Source organism: Cupriavidus basilensis (genome assembly GCF_000876015.1).
GTDB classification, from domain to species: domain Bacteria; phylum Pseudomonadota; class Gammaproteobacteria; order Burkholderiales; family Burkholderiaceae; genus Cupriavidus; species Cupriavidus basilensis_B.
Map to the genome: position 1 here is coordinate 119,960 of NZ_BBQM01000022.1, position 24,842 is coordinate 144,801.

A 24,842-nucleotide genomic window follows, 5' to 3' on the forward strand; every position below is an offset into this window, starting at 1 on the left:
TCGGCGCAGCGTAATCCGCGGGGATCCGCGGGAGGCTTCAGGACTCGTTGCGGACCAGCTCGAGCAGGCCGCGGATGGCGTGCTCGGCCGCCTGGCGGCGGATCTGCTGGCGGTCGCCGCGAAAACGCTGGGTTTCCACGCGCGTGGTGATGCGGTTGCTCCAGCCGAAGCAGACCATGCCGACCGGCTTGTCGGGCGTGCCGCCGGTGGGGCCGGCCACGCCGGTGATCGACAGCGCGACCTGGGCGCGGCTGTTGAGCAGCGCGCCCTCGGCCATCGCGTGGGCCACCTCCTCGCTGACCGCGCCGTGGTCGCGGATCAGCTTGGCCGGCACGCCCAGCATGGTGGTCTTGGCTTCGTTCGAGTAGGTGACGAAGCCGCGCTCGAACCAGCCCGACGACCCCGATACATCAGTGATTGCCGCGGCCACCAGGCCGCCGGTGCAGGATTCCGCCGTGGCGAGCAGCAGCGATTTCTCGTTCAGGGAGATGCCGGCCTGGATGGCGAGTTGATCGAGCAAGCGGCTGACGGACATGATGGCGGATTCGGTGAGGAGGGTGGCAGGGAGAGCGGCAGGGCCGGCCTACAGCGAGCGCCAGAGCGCGAACACCAGCAGCGTGTAGAAGGCGGCCATCACGTCGTCGAACATCACGCCGAAGCCGCCGCGCAGGCCGGGACCCTTGAGCGTGCGGTCGAGGTGCCCGATCGGCGCCGGCTTGACGATGTCGAACAGGCGGAACCACAGGAAGGCGGCGAGCTGGCCCCAGAAGCCGGTCGGCATGACGAACAGCAGCACCAGCCAGAACGCCACGATCTCGTCCCACACCATGCTGCCGTGGTCGTGCACGCCCATGTCGCGCGCGGTGCGCGCGCACGCCCACAGCCCGAGCAGGAAGCCGCCGGCGATGATCCACAGCCAGGCCTCCGGCCGCACCCACATCGAGATCACCAGGTAGGACAGCCAGGCGTAGAGCGTGCCGACCGTGCCGGGGCCGGCCGGCGACAGGCCCGAGCCGAAGCCCAGCGCGATCAGGTGGGCCGGATGCGACAGCATGAAGCGCGCGGTGGGGCGCAGCACCTTGGCGGCCTGGCCGGCTTCCAGGGTCAGGGCGGGATCGTGCGCGGCGGGCCCGGGCGGGTAGGCGGACATCAAGGATTGGCTCGTCTGGTTTGGATGGGATTGTCCCGGGCGGCTGCGCCCGGGCGGGATCTGGCGCCCCGCACGGCAGCATCATGACACGGCCGGGCGCCGCTTGTCAGGGGGAGGCGAAGTGGTCGAAGCTGCTGCCGCCGTAGGTGCACGGGTTGCCCTCGCGGTCGACCAGGCGCAGGCCTGGCTCGGGGGTGATGTTGCCGACGCGCGTGAGCGGCAGCCCCAGGCGCGCGCCGATGGCGGCGATTTCCTCGCGGGCGCCGGCCGGCGCGGTGAAGCACAGCTCGTAGTCGTCGCCGCCGGCCAGCGTGCATTCGCGCTGGCGCGCCTCGGGCTGCTCGGCCAGCACGGCCGAGCGCGGCAGCGCGTCGACATCGAGCAGGGCGCCGGCCTGGGAGCGCTCGAGGATGTGGCCGAGGTCGCCGAGCAGGCCGTCGGAGATGTCGAGTGCGGCATGCGCCACGCCGCGCAGCGCCATGCCCAGCGCGACGCGCGGCACCGGCGTGTCCATGCGCGGGCGCACCTGCGTGAAGTCCGGCTCGGGCAGCAGCCATTCGCCGCGGCAGTCGCCCAGCGCCAGGCGCGCGTCGCCGAGCGTGCCGGAAATCCAGATGTCGTCGCCGGGGCGTGCGGCATCGCGCCGCAGGGCCATGCCGGCGGGCACGTCGCCGAGCACCGTCAGGCTCAGCGTGAGCGGGCCGCGCGTGGTGTCGCCGCCGATCAGCTCGCAGCCGTGGGCATCGGCCAGCGCCAGCATGCCGGCGGCCAGCTCGCCGAGCCAGTCCGGGTCCGCCTCGGGCAGCGCCAGCGCCAGCGTGAACGCGCGCGGCTCGGCGCCCATCGCGGCCAGGTCCGACAGGTTCACGGCCAGCGCCTTGTGGCCCAGCGCGCGCGGCGCCACGTCGGGGAAGAAATGGCGGCCGCTGACCAGCATGTCGGTGCTGATGGCAAGGTGGTGGCCGGGGCGGCCTTCGATCAGCGCGCAGTCGTCGCCCACGCCGAGCACCGCCTTGCGCGCGGGGCGGGTGAAGAAGCGGCGGATCAGGTCGAATTCGGAGAGCGGGGCGCCGGGCGCACCGGCGGCGCGGGAAGAAGATGGCATGGGACGGGTGGCGGCGGGATTCCGCCCGGGGCGGCGCCCGGCGGCGCGGTTCCAGCGGCCTGGCGCCGCGGGTTACGCCCCGCTGGTCAGCGCTGGCGGCATGCGGCATATTGTACCGAAACGCAAAGCTGCCCCGCGCAAAACGCTTATTGTGAAATAATATTTCACAATATAAAATGTCAGGTTCAGAAGGAAGAGACCGCGGGTATGTGGAACCGGCCCGCCTTTTCGTTTCCCATAACGTCTACAACGGTTCCACCGACCGGAAGATGCGCCGATGACCAGTCCCCAGCAGCCCACGCCCCAAGACGAACTGAAGCAGCAGCAGCGTGAGGCGCTGCGCAAAGCCGCCCTGGAATATCACGAGTTTCCGACCCCCGGGAAGATCTCGGTCACGCCGACCAAGCCGCTGTCGAACCAGCGCGACCTGGCGCTGGCCTACTCCCCCGGCGTGGCCGCGGCCTGCGAGGAGATCGTGGTCGACCCGGCCAACTCGTTCCGCTACACCGCGCGCGGCAACCTGGTCGGCGTCATCACCAACGGCACCGCCGTGCTGGGCCTGGGCGACATCGGCCCGGCGGCCTCCAAGCCCGTCATGGAAGGCAAGGCCGGCCTGTTCAAGAAGTTCGCCGGCATCGACGTCTTCGACATCGAGATCGACGAGAAGGACCCCGAGAAGCTGGTCGAGATCATCGCCTCGCTCGAACCCACCTTCGGCGGCATCAACCTCGAGGACATCAAGGCCCCCGAGTGCTTCTACGTCGAGCGCAAGCTGCGCGAGCGCATGAAGATCCCCGTCTTCCACGACGACCAGCACGGCACCGCCATCGTGGTCGGCGCGGCCGTCATCAACGGCCTCAAGGTGGTCGGCAAGGACATCGGCGAAGTCAAGCTGGTGGCCTCCGGCGCCGGCGCCGCCGCGCTGGCCTGCCTGGACCTGCTGCTCGACCTGGGCATGAAGCTCGAGAACATCTGGGTGACGGACCTGGCCGGCGTGGTCTACGAGGGCCGCACCGAGCTGATGGACCCGGAGAAGTCCCGCTTCGCGCAGAAGACCGACAAGCGCAAGCTGGGCGAGGTCATCGACGGCGCCGACATCTTCCTGGGCGTGTCCGCCGCCGGCGTGCTCAAGCAGGACATGGTGCAGCGCATGGCCGACCGCCCGCTGGTGCTGGCGCTGGCCAACCCCAACCCGGAAATCATGCCGGAGCTGGTCAAGGAAGTGCGCCCGGACGCGGTCATCGCCACCGGCCGCACCGACTACCCGAACCAGGTCAACAACGTCCTGTGCTTCCCGTTCATCTTCCGCGGCGCGCTGGACTGCGGCGCGACCACCATCACGCGCGAGATGGAAGTCGCCGCCGCCCACGCCGTGGCGGAACTGGCCCGCCAGGAGCAGAGCGACATCGTCGCCACCGCCTACGGCATCCAGGACCTGTCGTTCGGCCCCGAATACCTGATCCCCAAGCCGTTCGACCCGCGCCTGATCGTCAAGATCGCCCCGGCCGTGGCCGAGGCCGCGATGCGGTCCGGCGTGGCCGCGCGCCCGATCGCCGACATGGACGCGTACCGCCTGCAGCTGCAGCAGTTCGTCTACCACTCGGGCACGCTGATGAAGCCGATCTACGCGGCGGCGCGCCAGGTGGACATGGAGAAGAAGCGCATCGTCTTCGCCGAGGGCGAGGAAGAGCGCGTGCTGCGCGCGGTGCAGGTGATCGTCGACGAGAAGCTGGCCAACCCGATCCTGATCGGCCGCCCGGCGGTGATCGAGCACCGCATCGAGCGCTTCGGCCTGCGCCTGCGCGGCGGCGTGGACTTCACCGTGGTCAACCCGGAGAACGACCCGCGCTTCCGCGACTACTCCGAGACCTACTTCAAGATGATGGCGCGCCAGGGCATCACGCCGCAGTACGCCAAGCTGGAGATGCGCCGGCGCACCACGCTGATCGGCGCGATGCTGCTCAGCAAGGGCGAGGCCGACGGCATGGTGTGCGGCACGGTCAGCACCACGGCGGCGCACCTGCGCTACATCGACCAGGTGCTGGGCGGCACCAACGAGGTGTACGCGGCGATGAACGGGCTGGTGCTGCCGGGCCGGCAGATCTTCCTGGTGGACACGCACGTCAACGTGGACCCGACCGCGTGCCAGCTGGCGGAGATCACCATCATGGCGGCCGAGGAGCTCAAGCGCTTCGGCATCGAGCCGAAGGTGGCGCTGGTGTCGCACTCGAACTTCGGCACCTCGGAGGCGCCTTCGGCGCGCAAGATGCGCGACACGCTGGCGATCCTGCGCGAACGGGCGCCGGAGCTGGAGGTGGACGGCGAGATGCACGGCGACAGCGCGCTGGACCCGAAGCTGCGCGAGCAGCTGGTGCCGGACGGCACGCTGATCGGGGAGGCGAACCTGCTGGTGTGCCCGAACATCGACGCGGCGAACATCGCGTACAACCTGCTGAAGGTGGCGGCGGGCAACAACGTGGCGATCGGGCCGATCCTGCTGGGGGTCAAGGCGCCGGTGCACATCCTCACGCCGTCGGCCACGGTGCGCCGCATCGTCAATATGACGGCGCTGGTGGTGGTCGATGCCGCGGCCAAGCGCTAAGCTGGCAGCCGCACGGAAAAGCCGGGCTTGCCCGGCTTTTTTTATGCCTGGCGCGCGCGCCGCGGCGCGGAGCAAAGCGCAGGGTAAGTGCGCGCACACATGTTAATAACACCTTGAAACAATTGGAGTTTTCCGCTGTTAGCAGGCGCAGGGGATTGATTATTTGGCGGCATGCGCGTAACCTTATGCCCTTAAAGCGCGCGTTGGGTACACCTGCGCGACGATGCCACCGTTTTTGATGCCACCGTTTTTCGCGCACGCTGTCCGGGGCGCAGGCAGGAAGGCAGCCGCGGGGCGGCGCGGGAATCGCGTTGCCGCGCCGGAATCTTCCTGTGGGCGCCTCCAAACAAGACTAGCAACGTGGGTTCCCAGATTCCTTTGACGCAGCGCGCATCGCAATGGATTTCAGCCGCAGGTTCCGCCGCGGGACTGGCACGGGCCGCAGGCCGGGTGCTGGCGGGCGTGGCGGTGTCGTGCGCACTGCTGCAGCCGGTGCAGGCGCGCGAGGCGCCCGCGGCCGGTATGGCGGATGCGGGAACCATCCCGCTGCAGCAGTTGCCCAACGAAGCGCAATTGACGATGGAGCGCATCGAGGCGGGCGGCCCGTTTCCGTATGCGAAGGACGGCTCGAGATTCGGCAACTACGAGCGTGCCCTGCCGCGGAAGCCGCGCGACTATTACCGCGAATATACGGTGAAAACAAACAGCCGGAACCGGGGAGCCAGACGGATCGTATGTGGCGGTGATCGACGCGCCACCAACGACTGCTATTACACGGACGACCACTACAACAGTTTCAAACGGATAGCCAAATGATGACTGACATTTTCGGACTGGGCGACGCCCTTGCCGCCCGCGAAGAGCGCGGCGCCGGAGATGGCTGGCAGCGGGCGCAGACCCAGGCCCGGAATCTTTACGACAATGTGTTGATGATGCCTCGCAACGAGCTCTCGCACCAACCGCCGCTCGCACCTGTTCCCGCAGCCGGCACCGACGGTAGCAAAGAGGGAGCCATGAACCTGTTCAAGACGGTGCGTCCGAACATCGTCCAGTCGATCCGCGCGTTCCGCGTGCCTGAGCTTGCCCAGGCAGCGGCCGAGCTGGGTCAGCATTTCCTGTACGCCAACTGCGCGCATTGCCAGAGCAAGGCCGAGGTGCTGGACACCATCGCCACCAGCTTCCTGTTCCCGAAGCATTTCGGCAAGAACTTCGACGCGCTGGCCGACTGCCTCACCGACCTGATCCACAAGGCCGGCGCGCAGCCCGGTTTCGTGATCGTGCTCGAAGGCCTGCCGATCGCGCAGAAGTTCGACAAGGAAGGGCGCGAGGTCCTGCTCGACGTATTCCGCGACGCCGCCGAGTTCTGGGCCGAGCGCAAGGTGCAGTTCCGCGTGTTCTACTCGTTTGCGTGAGTTCGGCGTAAATCCCGCGTGAATCGCGCGCAGGTGCCCGCCTGAGGCCGCGCCGGCCGGAAGCCGGCATGCCATGACAAAGGCCCGCCTGAGCGGGCCTTTTGCTTTTGCCTTGGCCGGCCGGTCTGCCGGCCGGCGGTGCGGCAGCCGCCTATGCCGCCGGCGGTACCTGGCCTCCCGGGGTGAGCTTGTCGATCAGTTCCGGCAGGCCCTCGCTCAGGTGCGCGGCCACGTCGTCGGCCGACAGGCCGGTGGAGCTGGCCAGCGATTCGAGCGCGCCGGTGCCGCCGAGCGCGCCGGCCAGTTGCGACGGCGAGACCGGCTGGTTGTCGCCGGTGCCGATCCACGAGCTGACCTGCTCGCCCAGGCCGGCCTGCGCCAGCACTTCCTGCAGGGCGCCGATGCCGCCGGCCGCCGCGCCGAGCGCGGGCGCGCCGCCCTGCTGGCCCTGGCCGCCGAGCAGCCCGCCCAGCAGGCCGCCGAGGTCGATCCCGCCGGACGGGGCGCCGGCGGCGGCGCCACCGCCGCCGAGCAGCCCGCCGAGGAGTCCGCCCAGCCCGCCCAGCCCGCCCAGCCCGCCCAATCCGCCGAGCCCGCCGGCGGCCGCGGGGTCCTGCGGCGCGGCCGCGTCGGCCTCGCCGCCCTTATGGCGCATCGCCAGCATGGCCAGCAGGCCGAGCGCCATCATCATCTTCGGACTCAGCCCGCCGCCCGCGCCCGCTTCGCCGCTGCCGCGCTGCCCGAGCACACCGCCCAGCACGCTATCGAGTAGTCCCATGATCGACTCCTTCGGTGAAATGCGGCGCGGGGCCCGGATGGCCCGTTGCCGTCAGAATCCGCCCAGCACCGCGTTGAGCGCGGCCAGGCAGGCAAGCCCCGCGGTTTCGGTACGCAAGATGCGCGGCCCGAGTGACACCGCTGTGAAACCGGCGCGCAGCGCCGCCGCCTCTTCCTCCGGCGACAGCCCGCCCTCGGGCCCGATCAGCAGCGTCACGCCGCCGTCCAGCAGGTCCTGCCGGTGCTCCGTGGCAAACGATACCAGCGACTGGCCGGCGCGTGGCGAGACCAGCAGGCGCGCGCCTGGCGCCGCCTCCGGCCCGGCCTGCGCCGCCAGCCAGGCGTCCGGCGTGGCCACCGGCGCCACCGCGGGCAGCCGGTTGCGCCCGCATTGCTCGCAGGCCGCCTCCACCAGCGCCTGCCAGTGCGCCTGGCGCTTGTGCGCGCGCTCGCCCGCCAGGCGCACCACCGAGCGGGCCGCCTGCAGCGGCTGGATCGCGCTCACGCCGAGCTCCACCGCCTTCTCGATCAGCCAGTCCATCTTGTCGCCGCCGGCCAGGCCCTGCGCCAGCGTGACGCGGAACGGCAGTTCGGCCTCGGCCGGGTCGTGGCCGCCGATGCGCGCCAGCGCATGGCGCTTGCCGAGCTCCAGCAGCGTGGCGGCGTGGCTGCCGCCGCGGCCGTCGAACAGCGTGATGTCGTCGCCGGGGTTCAGGCGCAGCACCTGCGCGTGGCGCACCACCGCTTCCGGCAGCGCCATCTCGGTCTGCGCGGCCAGCGCCGCGTCGATGAAGAAACGAGGCGGCATCAGGCGGTTCCGTCCTTCTTTTTCAGCGGCTTGCCGAAGCCCCAGCGGTAGCCGTCGGGGTCCTCCACCATGCAATAGCGGTCGCCCCAGAACTGGTCGGCGGGCGCCATCAGGCTGACCGCGCCGGCGGCCACGGCGCGCGCGTGCATGGCGTCCACGTCGTCGCAATAGACATAGAAGGTCTGCGGGCACTCGACGCCGAGCGAGCGCGGCGTGCGCGCCGTGCTGCCCCAGGCGCCCTCGGGCGCGAACATCACGACCAGCTCGCCGCGGTAGTGCATTTCGGCGTGCGTCGGCACGCCGTTCTCGTCGACCACGTTGCCGGCGCTGAAGCCGAACGCGCGGTGGTAGAAGTCGAGCGCGCCGCGCCCGCTGGCCACCGTCAGGTAGGGGGTGAGCCAGGGCGTGTTGGCCGGTCTCGTCATGATCGTCTCCTGTCGTTTCCTGGTTGCGGGAAACCGCGCTGCGCCGGCCTCGGCGGCGCGGCGCGCGGTGCGAACGAGCATCTTACGCGGGTGCGCCGGCGCTGTCGAAAAGCGCCCGCGCGCGGGGGCGGGGCGGGCGGACTCCCCGTTTCGTTCTGGTAAAATTGCGCTTTTCCCGCCGCCAGGTCCCCGCCGCATGTCTCACCTCGCTCATCCCGCCGCCAGTCCGCACGCTTCGCAGCCCGTCCAACTCATGGCCAACGCCATCCGCGTCCTGGCGATGGACGCCGTCCAGCAGGCCAATTCAGGCCATCCCGGCATGCCGATGGGCATGGCGGACATCGCGGTGGCGCTGTGGGGCCGTCATCTGAAGCATAATCCGGCCAACCCCAAGTGGGCCGACCGTGACCGCTTCGTGCTGTCCAACGGGCACGGCTCGATGCTGCTCTACGCGCTGCTGCACCTGACCGGCTACGACCTGCCGATCAGCGAGCTGAAGAACTTCCGCCAGCTGCACAGCAAGACCGCGGGCCATCCCGAATACGGCATCACGCCGGGCGTGGAAACCACCACCGGCCCGCTGGGCCAGGGCCTGACCAACGCCGTCGGCATGGCGCTGGCCGAGCGCCTGCTGGGCGAGGAATTCAACCGCCCCGGCTTCGACATCGTCAACCACCACACCTACGTGTTCCTCGGCGACGGCTGCCTGATGGAAGGCGTCAGCCACGAGGCCTGCTCGCTGGCCGGCACGCTGCGCCTGAACAAGCTGGTGGCGCTGTGGGACGACAACGGCATTTCCATCGACGGCGACGTCGAGCACTGGTTCGCCGACGACACGCCCAAGCGCTTCGAAGCCTACGGCTGGAACGTGATCCGCGCGGTGGACGGCCATGACGCCGCCGCCGTCGACGCCGCCATCGCCGAGGCCAAGTCCAGCGACCGCCCGACCCTGATCTGCTGCCGCACGCTGATCGGCAAGGGCGCGCCGAACAAGGAAGGCGGCCACGATGTGCACGGCGCGCCGCTTGGCGGCGCCGAGATCCTGGCTACGCGCGAAGCGCTGGGCTGGACCCATTCCCCGTTCGAGGTGCCCGCCGAAGTCTATGCGGCGTGGGATGCCAAGGCCCGCGGCGGCTCGCTGGAGAAGGCCTGGACCGCGCTGTTCGAGGCTTATGCCGAGCGTTTCCCGTATGAAGCCGGCGAATTCCAGCGCCGCATGCGCGGCGAGCTGCCCGGCGCGTTCGACGCCGCCGTCGACGCCTTCCTCGCCAAGTGCGAGGAAAAGGCCGAGACCATCGCCACGCGCAAGGCCAGCCAGAACACCATCGAGGCGTTCGGCCCGGTGCTGCCCGAGTTCCTCGGCGGCTCGGCCGACCTGACCGGCTCCAACCTGACCAACTGGTCGGGCAGCAAGGCCGTGCGCGTGGACGCCTGGGGCAACCACATCAACTACGGCGTGCGCGAGTTCGGCATGAGCGCGGTGATGAACGGCATCACGCTGCACGGCGGCTACATCCCCTACGGTGGCACCTTCCTGACCTTCTCGGACTACAGCCGCAACGCGCTGCGCATGGCCGCGCTGATGAAGATCCGCACGCTGTTCGTGTTCACCCACGACTCCATCGGCCTGGGCGAGGACGGCCCGACCCACCAGTCGATCGAGCACGTCGCCAGCCTGCGCCTGATCCCCAACATGGACGTCTGGCGCACCGCCGACACCACCGAGACCGCGGTCGCGTGGGCCCAGGCCGTGCGCCGCGAGAACGGCCCGAGCTGCCTGATCTTCAGCCGCCAGAACCTGCCGTTCCAGAAGCGCAGCGACGCCACCCGCGCCAACATCGCGCGCGGCGGCTACGTGCTGCGCGAAGGCAACAATCCCAAGACCGGCCTGCCCGACGCCGTGATCGTCGCCACCGGCTCGGAAGTCGGCCTGGCCGTGGGCGCGGCCGAGCAACTGGCCGTCGACGGCGTGCACGTGCGCGTGGTCTCGGTGCCGGCGACCACCGTGTTCGACAAGCAGGACGCCGCCTACAAGGCCTCGGTGCTGCCGGCCGGCGTGCCGCGCGTGGCGGTCGAGGCGGGCGTCACCGATTTCTGGTGGAAGTACCAGGTCCAGGCCGTGGTCGGCATCGACACCTTCGGCGAGTCGGCGCCGGCCGGCGTATTGTTCAAGCATTTCGGCTTCACGGTGGAGAACGTCGTGCGCACGGTGCGCGACACGCTGGCACAGTAATCCGCCCGCCGGACCCGCGCGGCCATGCTGGCCGCCCCGGTCCGGCAAACGCTTTCTTGCATTCATCGATCGTCAGGCTACCCAGGAGATAAACATGACCATCAAGATCGGCATCAACGGCTTCGGCCGCATCGGGCGCATGGTGTTCCGCGCCGCCATCGCCAACTTCAAGGACCTCGAAGTGGTCGCCATCAACGACCTGCTCGAGCCCGACTACCTGGCGTACATGCTGAAGTACGACTCGGTGCACGGCCGCTTCGACGGTGAAGTGTCGGTCGACGGCAACACGCTGGTGGTCAACGGCAAGAAGATCCGCCTGACCGCCGTCAAGGACCCGGCCGAGCTCAAGTGGGGCGAGGTCGGCGCCGACGTGGTGGTCGAGTCCACCGGCATCTTCCTGACCAAGGAAGGCGCGCAGAAGCACATCGACGCGGGCGCGAAGAAGGTCATCATGTCGGCCCCGTCCAAGGACGACACCCCGATGTTCGTGTACGGCGTGAACCACGAGACGTACAAGGGCGAGGCGATCATCTCCAACGCCAGCTGCACCACCAACTGCCTGGCCCCGGTGGCCAAGGTGCTCAACGACAAGTGGGGCATCAAGCGCGGCCTGATGACCACCGTGCACGCCGCCACCGCCACGCAGAAGACCGTCGACGGCCCGTCCAACAAGGACTGGCGCGGCGGCCGCGGCATCCTGGAAAACATCATCCCGTCGTCGACCGGCGCCGCCAAGGCCGTGGGCGTGGTGATCCCCGAACTGAACAAGAAGCTGACCGGCATGTCGTTCCGCGTGCCGACCTCCGACGTGTCGGTGGTCGACCTGACCGTCGAGCTGGACAAGCCCGCCAGCTACGCCGAGATCTGCGCCGAGATGAAGGCGCAAAGCCAGGGCGCGCTCAAGGGCGTGCTGGGCTACACCGAGGACAAGGTCGTCGCCACGGACTTCCGCGGCGATGCGCGCACCTCGATCTTCGACGCCGAAGCCGGCATCGCGCTGGACTCGACCTTCATCAAGGTCGTGAGCTGGTACGACAACGAATGGGGCTATTCCAACAAGGTGCTGGAAATGGCGCGCGTGGTGGCCAGGTAAGGCCGTCCAGGCTGCCCGCGCCGGCCGGGGCGCGCCGGGGGTCCCGTTGGCGGGATCTCGCGCCATCCCGCCGGCAATTCCAGCGATCGGCCGCCTGCGGGCGGGGCCGGGCCCGTGGAAATCCTGTTCCACGCCCGGCTTTGCTCTTACACTGATAAAGTGCTGGAAATACTGATGTGCAGCCTATGCAAGTGACGCCAATGTCATTCGCAACCTCCAATCTAACCTGGGCGAGATCATGGTGAACGTGGATACCAAGCTTCTCGTGATTTTTACCGAGTTGCTTAGCAAGCGGAACGCGACCTACGTCGCGGAAAAGATGCACATGACCGCGCCCGCGGTATCGCATTCGCTGGGCCGCCTGCGCGAGATCTTCGACGACCCGCTCTTCATCCGCGTACCGCACGGCCTCACGCCGACGCCGCGAGCCCTGGAACTGGGCCCCAAGATCCGCGACATGCTCGACCTGTGGTCCTCGATCAACGAGGGCGACGCCGACAATTTCGATCCCGCCACCGCCACCGGCACGCTCAACATCGGCTTCGCCGCCGAACTCGGCGATACGGTGTTCAACCGCTTCATCCTGCGCATCAAGCAGCTGGCGCCGGAGCTGCACATCAAGCTGGTCGAGTCGCACTCGTGGGAGTCCGACGTGGCCGCGATGCGCGGCAACGAGCTGGATCTGGCGTTCTCGCCGTTCCCGACCCGGCACCCCGAGATCGTGGAGGAGATGGTCACTTCGCTGAACCTCTGGGTGTGCGCGCGCAAGAACCATCCGGTGCTCAAGGGCACCTGCACGCTCGAGCAGTATCTCGACTGCGGCCACATCTTCATGGCGCACTCGGGCGGCACCAGCCGCCCGGCGCCGTCGCTGATCCCGCTGGACTACGCGCTGCAGCAGCGCGGGCTCAAGCGCAACGCCACGCTGACCGTGCATTCGTGGCGCGCGCAGTCCGAGCTGGCGGCGCAGACCGACCTGATCTTCACGGTCAACGCGCTGACCAAGGACATGGCCTGCGAGACCTACGGCCTCAACGCGTTCCCGCTGCCGGCCGAGATCAACACCACGCTGGGCCTGAACATGTTCTGGCACCGCAGCCGCAACACCCACCCGATGCTGGTGTGGGCGCGCGGGCTGTTCCGCCAGGTGGTGGGCGAATTCGTCGGCGTGCCGGCCGCCGCGCGCGGCCTGCACATCGTCGCCGAGCAGGACGAGCGGCAGTCCTGAGCGCCGCCGCGGCGCGGCTCGCCCAGAAGAAGAAACCGGCGCATCGCGCCGGTTTTTTTTCGTGGTCGCCGAGAGGATCCCGCCTGCCGCGGGCGGGGCGGTCAGCGCTTGGGGCGGAACTGGCAGTCCTGCTTGATGCAGTTGCCGTACAGCGACAGCGCATGCTCCTGCAGCGCGAAGCCGCGTTCGCTGGCGATGCTCTGCTGGCGCCGCTCGATCTCGGAATCGTAGAATTCCTCGACGCGGCCGCAGTCGATGCAGACCAGGTGGTCGTGGTGCCTGCCTTCGTTGAGTTCGAAGATAGCCTTGCCGGATTCGAAGTTGTTGCGCGAGAGCAGGCCCGCCTGCTCGAACTGGGTCAGCACGCGATAGACGGTTGCAAGGCCGATGTCCATCTGTTCGTTGAGCAGGATGCGATAAACGTCCTCCGCGCTCAGGTGGCGCTGCTCGCTGGTCTGGAAGATCTCGAGGATCTTCAGACGGGGTACGGTCGCTTTGAGACCGATATTTTTGAGGTCCGCCGGACTCGGCATGGGCGTGACTCCCTAGAGTACAATGTCTGGATTATTGAATCATAAGGGTTTTGGCGGCAAAAGTCGCCTCGGCGGTTGCCTGGGCGCCGCCGGCTGCCCCAGGCTGCGCCCGCGATGATGCATCGCCCCAGCCGTCCCGTGGCAATGGCCGCGGGGGCCGGAACCGGCACTTTCCTCTCCCTTCTAGAAGCGAGATACATGCGTTCATTTCGTTCGTCCGCCATGCGTCCGACGCTGGTTACTTCTGTGCTGGCCGCTGCCGTGCTGATGGCAGCGTGCTCCACTTATGACAATACGTCGCGCAAGCTCGCCAACGCGATCACGCCGTACCGTATCAACATCGTGCAAGGCAACTTCGTCTCGCGCGAGGCCGCGTCCCAGCTGCGCGAAGGGATGACGCGCGACCAGGTCAAGTTCCTGCTCGGCACGCCGCTGCTGACCGACGTCTTCCACGGCAACCGCTGGGACTACTTCTTCTCGTTCCGCCGCGGCAACACCCCGGTGGTGCAGCAGCGCCACTACACGGTCTTCTTTGACGGCGACAAGCTGGCCAAGTTCGGCGGCGACGAGCTGCCGTCCGAATACGAGCTGATCGCCGAGATCGACGGCATGAAGGCCCTGCAGGCCAACCAGCGTCCGCTGCGCCGGGAGATCGACGCGGCCGCGGCGGCTTCGGCGGTCGGCGCGACGCCGCCCGCGCAGCCCGCCGCCACCGCGGCAGCCGATGCCGCTGCTCCGGCCGCTCCGGCCGCCCCAACGGATGCAGCGGCGTCCAGCCCCGCCGGCAGCGCCGCCCCGGCCCCCGCCGCCAGCCCGATCTCCGGCAAGCTGACCGAGGATTCCGCCTCGGCGCCGGTCGGCGGCCAGCCGCCCGCGAACTGAATGTCCCGCCGGGCCGCCGCGCCCGGACACCGGCCGGCCGCGTGGCCGGCCTTTTTTTCCGCTAGCTGACACGCCATGAATATCGCCATCGCAGGTGCCTCCGGCCGCATGGGCCGCATGCTGATCGAACACGTTCTCGCCACCGCAGGCGTGACCCTGACCGGCGCGCTGGACGTGCCGGGCGCGCCGGCCCTGGGCCAGGACGCCGGGCTGGTGCTGGGCCGCGCCACCGGCGTGACGATCACGTCCGACATCGAGGCGGCGCTGGCCGGCGCCGACTGCCTGATCGACTTCACCCGCCCCGAAGGCACGCTGGCGCACCTCGCCGTGGCCGAGCGCCTCGGCGTCAAGATGGTGATCGGCACCACCGGCTTCGACGACGCCGGCCGCGCCGCGCTGGCCGCCGCCGCCGGGCGCATCGGCGTGGTCTTCGCCGCCAACATGAGCGTGGGCGTGAACGCCACCTTCAAGCTGCTGGAGATGGCGGCGAAGCTGCTGTCCTCGGGCTACGACATCGAGGTGATCGAGGCCCACCACCGCCACAAGGTGGACGCGCCGTCCGGCACCGCGCTGGCGATGGGCGAGGTGGTGGCCAAGGCGCTCGGCCGCGACCTCAAGACCTGCGGCGTGTTCGCGCGCGAAGGCCACACCGGCCCGCGCGACCCGCAGTCGATCGGCTTCGCCACCGTGCGCGGCGGCGACATCGTGGGCGACCACACCGTGATGTTCGCCGGCATCGGCGAGCGCATCGAGATCACGCACAAGTCGTCGAGCCGCCAGTCCTACGCCGACGGCGCGGTGCGCGCGGCGCTGTTCCTGGCCGACAAGCCCGCCGGCCTGTTCGACATGCAGGACGTGCTGGGCCTCAAGTAAGGGGGCCGTGCCGCGCCGTCTGTCCCGACGGTTATAATCGGCACTTTCGGCATTCCAGCGCAGGCGGGCGCCGCAAGGCAGCCCGCCGCTTTTCTTTTCCACGCTTTTCCGCCCGTCAACGCGCCTCGCCGTTGTCCTGAACATGCAAGACAAATACCTTCCCTCCGCCGTTGAACAAGCCGCCCAGCAACACTGGCAAGCCATCGATGCCTACCGCGTGACGGAACAGGCAACGCTGGCCGACGGCAGCGAGAAGCCGAAGTTCTATGCCTGCTCGATGCTGCCGTACCCGTCGGGCAAGCTGCACATGGGACACGTGCGCAACTACACCATCAACGACGTGATGGCGCGCCACCTGCGCATGACGGGGCACAACGTGCTGATGCCGATGGGCTGGGACGCGTTCGGCATGCCCGCCGAGAACGCCGCGCTCAACAACGGCGTGGCGCCGGCGGCCTGGACCTACGACAACATCGCGTACATGAAGAAGCAGATGCAGTCGATGGGCCTGGCCATCGACTGGTCGCGCGAGGTCGCCACCTGCAGCCCGGACTACTACCGCTGGAACCAGTGGCTGTTCCTCAAGATGCTGGAAAAGGGCATCGCCTACCGCAAGACCGGCACCGTGAACTGGGACCCGGTCGACCAGACCGTGCTGGCCAACGAGCAGGTCATCGACGGGCGCGGCTGGCGCTCGGGCGCGCTGGTGGAAAAGCGCGAGATCCCGATGTACTACCTGCGCATCACCGAGTACGCCGAGGAACTGCTGGGCGACCTCGACGGCCTCGGCTGGCCCGAGCGCGTCAAGATCATGCAGCAGAACTGGATCGGCAAGAGCGTGGGCGTGCGCTTCGCGTTCCCGCACGACATCGCCGGCGACGACGGCAAGCCGATCGGCGACGGCAAGCTGTACGTGTTCACCACGCGCGCCGACACCATCATGGGCGTGACCTTCTGCGCGGTCGCCGCCGAGCACCCGCTGGCCGCGCACGCGGCCGCCGCCAACCCGGCGCTGGCCGCCTTCATCGACGAGTGCAAGCACGGCTCGGTGATGGAAGCCGACATGGCCACGATGGAAAAGAAGGGCATGCCCACCGGCCTGAAGGTTACGCATCCGCTCACCGGCGAGCAGGTCGAGGTGTGGGTCGGCAACTACGTGCTGATGAGCTACGGCGACGGCGCCGTGATGGGCGTGCCCGCGCACGACGAGCGCGACTTCGCCTTCGCCAACAAGTACGGCCTGCCGATCCGGCAGGTGGTCGACGTGAAGGGCCAGCCGTTCTCCACCGAAGCGTGGCAGGAATGGTACGGCGACAAGGAGCACGGCACCTGCATCCACAGCGGCAGGTACGACGGCCTCGGCTACCAGGCCGCGGTCGAGGCGATTGCCGCCGACCTCGGCGCGAAGGGCCTCGGCGAGAAGAAGACCACCTGGCGTTTGCGCGACTGGGGCATCTCGCGCCAGCGCTACTGGGGCACGCCGATCCCGCTGATCCACTGCGAGGACTGCGGCGTGGTGCCGGTGCCCGAGCAGGACCTGCCGGTGGTGCTGCCCGAAGACCTGGTGCCGGACGGCACCGGCAACCCGCTGGCCAAGGACGCGCGCTTCCTCGCGTGCGCGTGCCCGTCGTGCGGCAAGCCGGCGCGGCGCGAGACCGACACGATGGACACCTTCATCGACTCGTGCTGGTACTACATGCGCTACACCAGCCCGGACGCCGCCGCGATGGTCGACGGCCGCAACGATTACTGGATGCCGATGGACCAGTACATCGGCGGCATCGAGCACGCCATCCTGCACCTGCTGTACGCGCGCTTCTGGACCAAGGTCATGCGCGACATGGGCCTGGTCGGGTTCGGCGAGCCGTTCACCAACCTGCTCACCCAGGGCATGGTGCTCAACGACACCTACTACCGCGAGGACGCGGCCGGCAAGAAGACCTGGTACAACCCGGCCGAGGTCGAGGTCAGCACCGACGAGCGCGGCCGTCCGCTGGGCGCCGTGCTCAAGGCCGACGGCCAGCCGGTGGTGATCGGCGGCGTGGAGAAGATGTCGAAGTCCAAGAACAACGGCATCGACCCGCAGGCCCTGATCGACCAGTACGGTGCCGACACCGCGCGCCTGTTCGTCATGTTCGCCGCGCCGCCCGAGCAGCAGCTCGAATGGAGCGGCTCCGGCGTGGAAGGCGCGTCGCGCTTCCTGCGCCGCGTGTGGAACTACGGCCATGCCAACGCCGGGGCGATCGCCGCGGCCGGCGCCGGCGCGCAGTACGGCGACGGCGACGCGGCGCTGCGCCGCGAGCTGCACGGCGTGCTCAAGCAGGCCAACTACGACTACCAGCGCATCCAGTACAACACCGTGGTGTCCGCCACCATGAAGATGCTCAACGCGCTCGAAGGCGCCAAGGCCGCCACCCCGGCCGCGCGCCGCGAGGGCTTCGGCATCCTGCTGCGCGTGCTGTACCCGGTGGTGCCGCACATCACCCACGGCCTGTGGCAGGAACTCGGCTACGCCACGCAGTACGGCGACCTGCTCGACGCGCCGTGGCCGCAGGTGGACGAATCCGCGCTGGTGCAGAGCGAGCTCGAACTGGTGCTGCAGATCAACGGCAAGGTGCGCGGCAGCCTGACGGTGCCGGCCGATGCCGACCGCGCCGCCATCGAGGCCGTGGCCGCCGCCAGCGAGACCGTCGCCAAGTTCGCCAACGGCGCCGCGCCCAAGAAGATCGTGGTGGTGCCGGGGCGCCTCGTCAACGTGGTGCTGTAAGGCACCGCCGCCACCAGCCTCAAGCCAAGCCCGTGACCAAGCCAAGGAGGGAGTTGCCCGGTATGGATCGACAGACCGACCGACACGCGGACCGACCAGCGCAGGACCGCCCCGCGCGGGGCCGGCGCATGGTCCTGGCGGCGCTGCTGGCGGCCGGCCTGGTGGCCGGCTGCGGCTTTCACATGCGCGGCAACGCGGACTTCGCGTTCAAGAAGCTGTACCTGAGCATCCCCGCCAACTCGCTGATGGGCTCGGACCTGCGCCGCGCCATCCGCAACGGCTCGGATACCGTGATCGTGGCCGACCCCAAGGAAGCCGACGCGCTGCTCGACGTGCTGCAGGACACGCGGACCAAGACCATCCTGTCGCTGACCACCACCGGCGTGGTGCGCGAATACCGGCTGACCCAGCGCTTCACCTTCCGCCTGCGCGATGCCGGCGGCCAGGAACTGATCGCGCCGTCGCAACTGGTGCTCACGCGCGACCTGACCTACAACGAAGCCAACACGCTGGCCAAGGACTACGAAGAGCAGCAGCTCTACCGCGACATGCAGCGCGACATCGTGCAGCAGCTGATCCGCCGGCTGGCCTCGGTCAAGGCGATCTGAGCCGCGCCGGCATGCAGCTCAAGCTCGACGGACTCGACGCCCACCTGCGCCAGGCCAAGGCACGCGGGCTGGCCCCGCTCTACGTGGTGCACGGCGACGAGCACCTGCTGGTGCTGGAGGCGGTCGACCGGCTGCGCCAGGCCGCGCGCGAGGCCGGCTTCAGCGAGCGCGAGGTGCTCTCCGCCGAGCGCGGCTTCAACTGGGGTCAGGTGGTCCAGGCGCAGCAGTCGATGTCGCTGTTCGGCGACCGCAAGATCGTCGAGCTGCGCATTCCCTCCGGCAAGCCCGGCAAGGACGGCGGCGAGGCGCTGCGCGCGGTGGCGGCCCAGCCCTCGCCCGACGTGCTGATGCTGGTCACGCTGCCGCGCCTGGATTTCGCCACGGCCAAGTCGGCGTGGTTCCAGGCGCTCGAAGGCGCCGGCGTCTCGCTCAAGATCGACGCGGTCGACCGCACCCGCCTGCCGGCCTGGGTGGGCGAGCGCCTCGCGCTGCAGCAGCAGCGCGTGGAGCCCGGCGAGCCGGGCCGGCGCGCGCTGCAGTTCGTCGCCGACAAGGTCGAGGGCAACCTGCTCGCCGCCCACCAGGAAATCCAGAAGCTCGGCCTGCTCTACCCGGCCGGCGTGCTGACCTTCGAGCAGGTGCACGACGCCGTGCTCAACGTGGCCCGCTACGACGTCTTCAAGCTCTCCGAAGCCATGCTCGGCGGCGACGTGCCGCGGCTGGTGCGCATGCTCGAAGGGCTGCGCGGCGAAGGCCAGGCCACGGTGCTGGTGCTGTGGGCGCTGACCGAGGAAATTCGCGTATTATCCAAGGTCCGGCAAGGGCTGGCCGCCGGCAAGCTGGCCGGCGTCCTGACGCGCGAGCTGCGCATCTGGGGGCCGCGCGAGAAGCTGGTGCCGCAGGCCGCGCAGCGCCTCTCGCTGGCGCAGCTCGAAGCCGCGCTGGCGATGGCCGCGAAGCTGGACCGGCAGGTCAAGGGCCTGCGCGCCGAGGGCATGCCGGCCGAGCCGTGGGACGGCCTGCTGCAACTGGCGCTGCTTGTTGCCAGGTAGACCCGGCCAGGTAGCCAGGTAGATTCGGCAAGGTAGACCCGGCCCGCTGCGGGCCTGCCACGATCCCTTCACGCCGCGCCGGCAAGATACACGCATTGAGGGCCGCGCTTTGCCGGCCAGGACTATGAACGAGCTCGATCTCAAGCAATACATGGAACGCGTCGGCCAGCAGGCCCGCGCCGCCTCGCGCGCGATGGCGCGCGCCTCCACCGCCGACAAGAACCGCGCGCTGCTGACCATCGCCGCCGCGATCCGCCGCGACGCCGCGCGCCTCAAGGCGGTCAACGCGCGCGACGTCGAGCGCGCCCGCGCCAACGGCCAGGACGCCGCCTTCATCGACCGCCTGACGCTGTCGGACAAGGCCATCGACGTGATGGCCGCCGGCCTCGAGCAGATCGCCGCGCTGGCCGACCCGATCGGCGAGATCAGCAACATGAAATACCGCCCGACCGGCATCCAGGTCGGCCAGATGCGCGTGCCGCTGGGCGTGATCGGCATCATCTACGAGTCGCGTCCCAACGTGACCATCGACGCGGCGGCGCTGTGCCTGAAGTCCGGCAACGCCACCATCCTGCGCGGCGGCTCCGAGGCGATCGAGTCCAACACCGCGCTGGCCGCGCTGGTGGCCGAGGGCCTGGCCGCGGCCGGCCTGCCGCAGCAGGCCGTGCAGGTGATCGAGACCATCGACCGCGCCGCCGTCGGCCGGCTCGTCACCATGACCGAATACGTCGACGTGATCGTGCCGCGCGGCGGCAAGAGCCTGATCGCGCGCCTGATGGAAGAGGCGCGCGTGCCGATGATCAAGCACCTCGACGGCATCTGCCACGTCTACATCGACGACGGCGCCGATCTCGACAAGGCCGTGCGCGTCTGCGACAACGCCAAGACCCAGCGCTACGCGCCGTGCAACACGATGGAGACGCTGCTGGTCGCCGCCGGCGTCGCCGCCGCGGCGCTGCCGCCGCTGTGCCGCATCTACCAGGAAAAGGGCGTGGAGCTGCGCGTGTGCGCCGCCACCCGCGCCACGCTGGAAGCCGCCGGCTTCACCGGCCTGGTCGACGCCACCGAACAGGACTGGCGCCTGGAATACCTGGCGCCGGTGCTGGCGATCCGCACCGTGGCCGGGCTCGACGAAGCCATCGCGCACATCAACACCTACGGCTCGGCGCACACCGATTCCATCATCACCGAGAACTACACCGCCGGCATGCGCTTCCTGCGCGAGGTGGACTCGGCCAGCGTGATGATCAACGCCTCGACGCGCTTCGCCGACGGCTTCGAGTACGGCCTGGGCGCCGAGATCGGCATCTCCAACGACAAGCTCCACGCGCGCGGCCCGGTCGGGCTGGAAGGCCTGACCTCGCTCAAGTACGTGGTGTTCGGGCACGGCGAGATCCGCACCTGAGCCGGGGCGGGGCGCCGCCGCCGCGTTTGCCGCAGGCCAACCAGTCCATCAGTCCACCAGTCCACCACCACAAAAGAAGCCAGATGCTCTGGGTCAAAGCGCTGCACATCGTCTTCGTCGTTTCCTGGTTCGCCGGCCTGTTCTACCTGCCGCGCATCTTCGTCAACCTCGCGCTCGAGACCGATCCGGCCGGGGTGCGGCGGCTGTTGCTGATGGCGCGCAAGCTGTACCGCTTCATGACCATGCTGGCGGTGCCGGCGCTGGCGTTCGGCCTGTGGCTCTATCTCGGCTACGGCATCGGGCGCGGCCCGGGGCAGGGCTGGATGCACGCCAAGCTGGCGCTGGTGCTGGTGCTGATCGGCTATCACCACGGCTGCGGCGTGCTGCTCGGGAAGTTCGAGGGCGGGCGCAACGCGCGCTCGCACACCTTCTACCGCTGGTTCAACGAGTTGCCGGTGCTGGTGCTGCTGGCGGTGGTGATCCTGGTGGTGGTCAAGCCGTTCTGAGGCCCGCGGCGGCCGCGTGGCGGCGCCAGCGCGCCGCGGCGTTTTCCCGTATCGTTTCCGGCTGGTTCCGTTTTCCCGTTTCCCCACCGTCCCAAGCGCCGTTGTCTCGCGCCACCCCCGTCCAGAGGACATGATGAGCAAGCAGGTCGACTACTATCTTTCCCCGCAATCGCCTTTCGTCTACCTAGGGCATGCACGCTTTGCCGCGCTGGCGGCGAAGCACGGCGTGCAGGTCAACCTCAAGCCCTGCGACCTGGGCAAGGTGTTCTCGGTGTCCGGCGGCCTGCCGCTGGCGCAGCGCCCGCCGCAGCGCCAGGCCTACCGGCTGGTGGAGCTGGCGCGCTGGAGCGAGTTCCTGGGCGTGCCGCTCAATCCGCACCCGACCTACTTCCCGGTCTCCGGCGACCCCGCCGCCCGGCTGATCATCGCCGTGCAGCTGGCCCAGGGCACCGCCCGCGCGATGGAGCTGGTCGGCGTGGTCGGCCGCGCGCTGTGGGCCGAGCAGCGCAACATCGCCGACGCCGCCACGCTGGTCCAGCTCGCCGACGGCATCGGCCTGGACGGCGCCGCCATGCTCAAGGCCAGCGAGGCCCAGGCGGTGCAGGCGGACTACGCCCGCCACACCCAGGACGCGATCTCCGCCGGCGCCTTCGGCGCGCCGTGGTTCGTCTACGAGGGCCAGCCCTACTGGGGCCAGGACCGGCTGGACTTCCTCGAGCGCGCCTTCGCGGCCGGCTGACGCCCCGCGGCGCGGTACACTGCGCGCTATCCGACCCCGTCCGCCGCGGCGGACGTTTTTGTTTGCAGGAAACCCCAAGCCATGTCCCAAGCCTTCTTTGCCCCTTGCCCGCGCGGCCTCGAAAGCGCGCTCGCCGAAGAGCTGCGTGAAATCGCGGCCCGGCCCGGCATGGCCACGCTCGCGCCGTTCCAGGTCCATCGCGAGATGCCGGGCGGCGTCACGTTCTCGGGCGAGATGGTGGCGGCCTACGCGGTCAACCTGCATTCGCGCATCGCCAGCCGCGTGCTGATGCGCGTGGCCGCGCGCGGCTACCGCCGCGAGGACGACATCTACGAGCTCGCGCGCGGCCAGCGCTGGGAACAGTGGTTCTCGCCGGACGAAACGCTGCGGGTGGACGTGACGGCACACCGCTCGCCGCTGCAGAGCCTGAATTTCATCGGCCTGCGCGTGAAGGACGGCGTCTGCGACGCCATGCGCGAGCGCCTCGGCGCGCGGCCCAGCGTGGACACCGTCAGTCCCGACGTGCGCATTTATGCGCACCTGACCGAGCATGACGTCACGCTCTACCTCGACACCTCGGGCGAGCCGCTGTTCAAGCGCGGCTGGCGCATGGAGAAGGGCGAGGCGCCGCTCAAGGAAAACCTGGCCGCCGGCATCCTGCGCCTGGCCGGCTGGGTGCCGGGCCAGACCGAACAGCCGTTCTACGACCCGATGTGCGGCAGCGGCACTTTCCTGGTGGAAGCCACCCAGGTGGCGCTGGGCCTGGCGCCGGGCGCGGGCCGCAGCTTCGCCTTCGAATGGCTCAAGGGCGCCGACACGCGCGGCTGGCAGGCGCTCAAGGCCGCCGCCCAGGCCGACGCCGACGCCGCGCGCAAGCGCGCCGCGGCCGATCCGCTGGAAATCGCCGGCAGCGACATTTCCACCGACCTGCTGTCGATGACCGAGGCCAACTGGCAGCGCGCCGGCCTGCCCGGCGAGCCGCGCCTGAAGCAGGTGGACGCGCGCTTCGCGCAGCCGCCGTTCGCCGCGCCCGGCATGCTGCTGATGAACCCGCCCTACGGCGAGCGCATCGCGGTGCGCGGCGAGCGCCGCCGTCCGCTCGACGAGGCGCCCGACGATGGCGTCGAGGACGAGGCCGCCAACCAGTTCGCCAGCGCCTTCGCCACCACGCTGAAGCAGAACTTCGCCGGCTGGCAGGTCTGGATCTTCACCGGCGACCTCGGCCTGCCGCGCCGGCTGCGCCTCAAGGAGTCGCGCCGCACGCCGCTCTACAACGGCAACATCGAGTGCCGGCTGTTCCGTTTCGACATGGTGCGCGGCGGCAATCGCGGCAATGGCGGTAGCGCCGGCAATGCCGGCGACGGCGCCGCGGCGCCGGCCTGACGCCGGGCGGGAAGCAAGGGCAGGCGGGCCAGCTCTTGGCCGCGCGCCGCCGGCCGGCTAGCGGCGGCCGGTGATGCGCTCGGGCTGGCGGCCGAAGTCCTGCAGGAAGTCGTGGAAGCTGACGATGGGCTCCTGCAGCAGGTGGCGCGGCAGGTCGAACAGCGCGTAGAAATAATCCTCGCGGCCCGCGCAGTGCTCGGCGGGCAGGCAGTATTGCTCCCAGTCGACGCAGGCCGGCGTGTACATGCCGTTGCCCGGCCAGAAGAAGGGCACGATGCGGCCCTCGCGCAGGCCTTCGATCAATGCCGCCGGCGCATCGTAGGCCTCGGCGGACTCCACCTGGCTCATCAGCCCGGCGCGCGTCTCGATCACCATCAGCGTGGCGTGGCCCTGCGCGGTCAGCATCAGGATGCCGGCCGGGTTGGGGAACAGGTAATACTCGACGAAGCCGTAGCGCGCGGTGATCTGGCGCACCCGGTCGCAGATCACCGGGTCCGACAGGAAGGAAAACGAGTGGCGCGTGAGCAGCTCGCGCAGCGTGCGCGACAGCGTGGTGAAGTATTGCTGCTGGAGCGCGTCGATCTCCTGGTCCAGCCGCTCCACCATGTTGCTGTCGTGCTTCTTGACGTAGCGGTCGATCAGGCCGTGGTTGAAGCCCTGCACGGCGATGCCTTCGTCGGCGGTGCCGGTCAGCAGGATGGTCTTGCACGGCAGGTCCTGCAGCGCCTGGCAGAATTCCAGCCCGTTCATCTGCGGCATCGAATAGTCCACCACGATCACGCCCGGCTGCACATAGCGGTTGATGTCGTGGATCTGCCGGTAGATGCGGTCGATGTCGAGCTGCACCGTGCGCCGCTCGGTCAGGAAGGTCAGGTCGTCGTGCGTCACGCGCACCGGCAGGAAGCCGGTGAAGCGCGTGTAGGTGTCGCGCACCCATTGCAGCGCCTCGCGCGGGTCGGTGAACGTCACCACCGGGCGCGCCGGGTCCATCTGGAACGCCAGGCTGTCGATGAACGATTTGCTGTCGTCGACGAGCACCGTCAGGATCGGGTGATGGAAGACCGACAGATTCCTGTCCTGGGGGTTGAATGTCATGTTGCGTTCGGCTTGGGCGTCTCTCGGACACCTCGGACGGGTGGATCGGCGTGGCCGGGACCGATGCGGCAGAGCGCTGGCGGCGGATCGGAGTCGGGGCGGGTCCGCCGCGCCGGCCGCACGCGGCACGGGTCGGACCGGTCCGCGGGCACACCGTGGCCGAAGA

23 protein-coding genes are annotated in these 24,842 nt (G+C 69.4%); 15 read left to right on the top strand and 8 right to left on the bottom strand.

Features of this window, described 5'->3' with window-relative positions; all coding sequences use genetic code 11:
• Positions 1-37 precede the first annotated feature (37 nt).
• From KF708C_RS23925 to thiL, 3 genes are all read right to left on the bottom strand, one after another.
• A complete protein-coding gene (locus KF708C_RS23925; RefSeq protein WP_020204306.1) occupies positions 38-535 on the bottom strand; it encodes a CinA family protein in 498 nt (165 codons plus the stop codon).
• A gap of 48 nt (positions 536-583) precedes the next feature.
• Complete coding sequence (locus KF708C_RS23930; protein ID WP_020204307.1) at positions 584-1,150, bottom strand: phosphatidylglycerophosphatase A family protein; 567 nt, start codon at positions 1,148-1,150, stop codon at positions 584-586.
• A gap of 106 nt (positions 1,151-1,256) precedes the next feature.
• Positions 1,257-2,255 carry a thiamine-phosphate kinase gene (gene thiL / locus KF708C_RS23935; protein ID WP_059413504.1) on the bottom strand — a complete coding sequence of 333 codons (999 nt, stop codon included), beginning with the start codon at positions 2,253-2,255 and terminating at the stop codon, positions 1,257-1,259.
• 277 nt (positions 2,256-2,532) lie between these two features.
• Between thiL and KF708C_RS23940 the strand changes: the two genes are divergently transcribed.
• From KF708C_RS23940 to KF708C_RS23950, 3 genes are all read left to right on the top strand, one after another.
• Positions 2,533-4,857 (top strand): NADP-dependent malic enzyme, encoded by a 2,325-nt coding sequence (locus tag KF708C_RS23940; RefSeq protein ID WP_059413505.1) that lies wholly within the window; start codon positions 2,533-2,535, stop codon positions 4,855-4,857.
• 429 nt (positions 4,858-5,286) lie between these two features.
• Positions 5,287-5,673, top strand: a complete 387-nt coding sequence (locus KF708C_RS23945) for a ribonuclease domain-containing protein (RefSeq protein WP_369796944.1) — start codon at positions 5,287-5,289, stop codon at positions 5,671-5,673.
• Positions 5,670-6,269, top strand: coding sequence for a barstar family protein (locus KF708C_RS23950; RefSeq protein WP_029044427.1), 600 nt, complete (start codon positions 5,670-5,672; stop codon positions 6,267-6,269). Before KF708C_RS23945 ends, KF708C_RS23950 begins: the two co-directional genes overlap by 4 nt.
• Positions 6,270-6,420: 151 nt before the next feature.
• On the opposite strand, the gene KF708C_RS23955 is transcribed toward KF708C_RS23950, so the two are convergent.
• From KF708C_RS23955 to KF708C_RS23965, 3 genes are read right to left on the bottom strand one after another with little or no spacing between them, the layout of a single operon-like run.
• Positions 6,421-7,047, bottom strand: coding sequence for a YidB family protein (locus KF708C_RS23955; RefSeq protein ID WP_059413506.1), 627 nt, complete (start codon positions 7,045-7,047; stop codon positions 6,421-6,423).
• 51 nt (positions 7,048-7,098) lie between these two features.
• Positions 7,099-7,854: a 16S rRNA (uracil(1498)-N(3))-methyltransferase gene (locus KF708C_RS23960; RefSeq protein WP_059413507.1), complete on the bottom strand. Its 756-nt coding sequence runs from the start codon at positions 7,852-7,854 to the stop codon at positions 7,099-7,101.
• A complete protein-coding gene (locus tag KF708C_RS23965; protein WP_059413508.1) occupies positions 7,854-8,279 on the bottom strand; it encodes a VOC family protein in 426 nt (141 codons plus the stop codon). The genes KF708C_RS23960 and KF708C_RS23965 overlap by 1 nt, the downstream gene beginning before the upstream one ends.
• A 196-nt stretch (positions 8,280-8,475) precedes the next feature.
• On the opposite strand from KF708C_RS23965, the gene tkt reads away from it, so the two are divergent.
• From tkt to KF708C_RS23980, 3 genes are all read left to right on the top strand, one after another.
• Positions 8,476-10,512 carry a transketolase gene (gene tkt, locus KF708C_RS23970; protein ID WP_082079767.1) on the top strand — a complete coding sequence of 679 codons (2,037 nt, stop codon included), beginning with the start codon at positions 8,476-8,478 and terminating at the stop codon, positions 10,510-10,512.
• 94 nt (positions 10,513-10,606) lie between these two features.
• Positions 10,607-11,605 (top strand): type I glyceraldehyde-3-phosphate dehydrogenase, encoded by a 999-nt coding sequence (gap, locus tag KF708C_RS23975; RefSeq protein ID WP_020206871.1) that lies wholly within the window; start codon positions 10,607-10,609, stop codon positions 11,603-11,605.
• 238 nt (positions 11,606-11,843) lie between these two features.
• The gene (locus KF708C_RS23980; RefSeq protein WP_020206870.1) at positions 11,844-12,833 is read left to right on the top strand and encodes a LysR family transcriptional regulator; all 990 of its coding nucleotides are present in this window, start codon (positions 11,844-11,846) and stop codon (positions 12,831-12,833) included.
• A 101-nt stretch (positions 12,834-12,934) separates the two neighbouring features.
• Here the strand turns inward: KF708C_RS23980 and fur are convergent, their stop codons facing one another.
• Positions 12,935-13,366 carry a ferric iron uptake transcriptional regulator gene (gene fur, locus KF708C_RS23985; protein WP_020206869.1) on the bottom strand — a complete coding sequence of 144 codons (432 nt, stop codon included), beginning with the start codon at positions 13,364-13,366 and terminating at the stop codon, positions 12,935-12,937.
• Between the two features lie 198 nt (positions 13,367-13,564).
• Here fur and KF708C_RS23990 point away from each other — a divergent pair, with 198 nt between their 5' ends.
• The 9 genes from KF708C_RS23990 (at position 13,565) to KF708C_RS24030 (ending at position 23,581) form a co-directional block, all read left to right on the top strand.
• Entirely contained in the window at positions 13,565-14,248 is a 684-nt protein-coding gene (locus tag KF708C_RS23990) for an outer membrane protein assembly factor BamE (protein WP_059413510.1), read from the top strand.
• Between the two features lie 75 nt (positions 14,249-14,323).
• A complete protein-coding gene (gene dapB / locus KF708C_RS23995) occupies positions 14,324-15,121 on the top strand; it encodes a 4-hydroxy-tetrahydrodipicolinate reductase (RefSeq protein ID WP_029044384.1) in 798 nt (265 codons plus the stop codon).
• A gap of 142 nt (positions 15,122-15,263) precedes the next feature.
• A complete protein-coding gene (leuS, locus tag KF708C_RS24000) occupies positions 15,264-17,888 on the top strand; it encodes a leucine--tRNA ligase (RefSeq protein WP_059413511.1) in 2,625 nt (874 codons plus the stop codon).
• Positions 17,889-17,950: 62 nt separating this feature from the next.
• Positions 17,951-18,496, top strand: coding sequence for an LPS-assembly lipoprotein LptE (locus KF708C_RS24005; protein WP_052166044.1), 546 nt, complete (start codon positions 17,951-17,953; stop codon positions 18,494-18,496).
• An 11-nt stretch (positions 18,497-18,507) separates the two neighbouring features.
• On the top strand, positions 18,508-19,548 hold the full coding sequence (gene holA / locus KF708C_RS24010; RefSeq protein WP_059413512.1) for a DNA polymerase III subunit delta: 1,041 nt from the start codon (positions 18,508-18,510) through the stop codon (positions 19,546-19,548).
• Between the two features lie 124 nt (positions 19,549-19,672).
• Positions 19,673-20,953, top strand: coding sequence for a glutamate-5-semialdehyde dehydrogenase (locus tag KF708C_RS24015; protein WP_059413513.1), 1,281 nt, complete (start codon positions 19,673-19,675; stop codon positions 20,951-20,953).
• A gap of 83 nt (positions 20,954-21,036) precedes the next feature.
• On the top strand, positions 21,037-21,459 hold the full coding sequence (locus KF708C_RS24020; RefSeq protein WP_059413514.1) for a CopD family protein: 423 nt from the start codon (positions 21,037-21,039) through the stop codon (positions 21,457-21,459).
• Between the two features lie 133 nt (positions 21,460-21,592).
• On the top strand, positions 21,593-22,198 hold the full coding sequence (locus KF708C_RS24025) for a 2-hydroxychromene-2-carboxylate isomerase (protein ID WP_029044385.1): 606 nt from the start codon (positions 21,593-21,595) through the stop codon (positions 22,196-22,198).
• Between the two features lie 81 nt (positions 22,199-22,279).
• Positions 22,280-23,581: a THUMP domain-containing class I SAM-dependent RNA methyltransferase gene (locus tag KF708C_RS24030; protein ID WP_059413515.1), complete on the top strand. Its 1,302-nt coding sequence runs from the start codon at positions 22,280-22,282 to the stop codon at positions 23,579-23,581.
• 57 nt (positions 23,582-23,638) lie between these two features.
• Here KF708C_RS24030 and KF708C_RS24035 read toward each other — a convergent pair whose 3' ends face one another.
• Complete coding sequence (locus KF708C_RS24035; protein WP_020206664.1) at positions 23,639-24,676, bottom strand: response regulator; 1,038 nt, start codon at positions 24,674-24,676, stop codon at positions 23,639-23,641.
• Between the last annotated feature and the right edge of the window lie 166 nt (positions 24,677-24,842).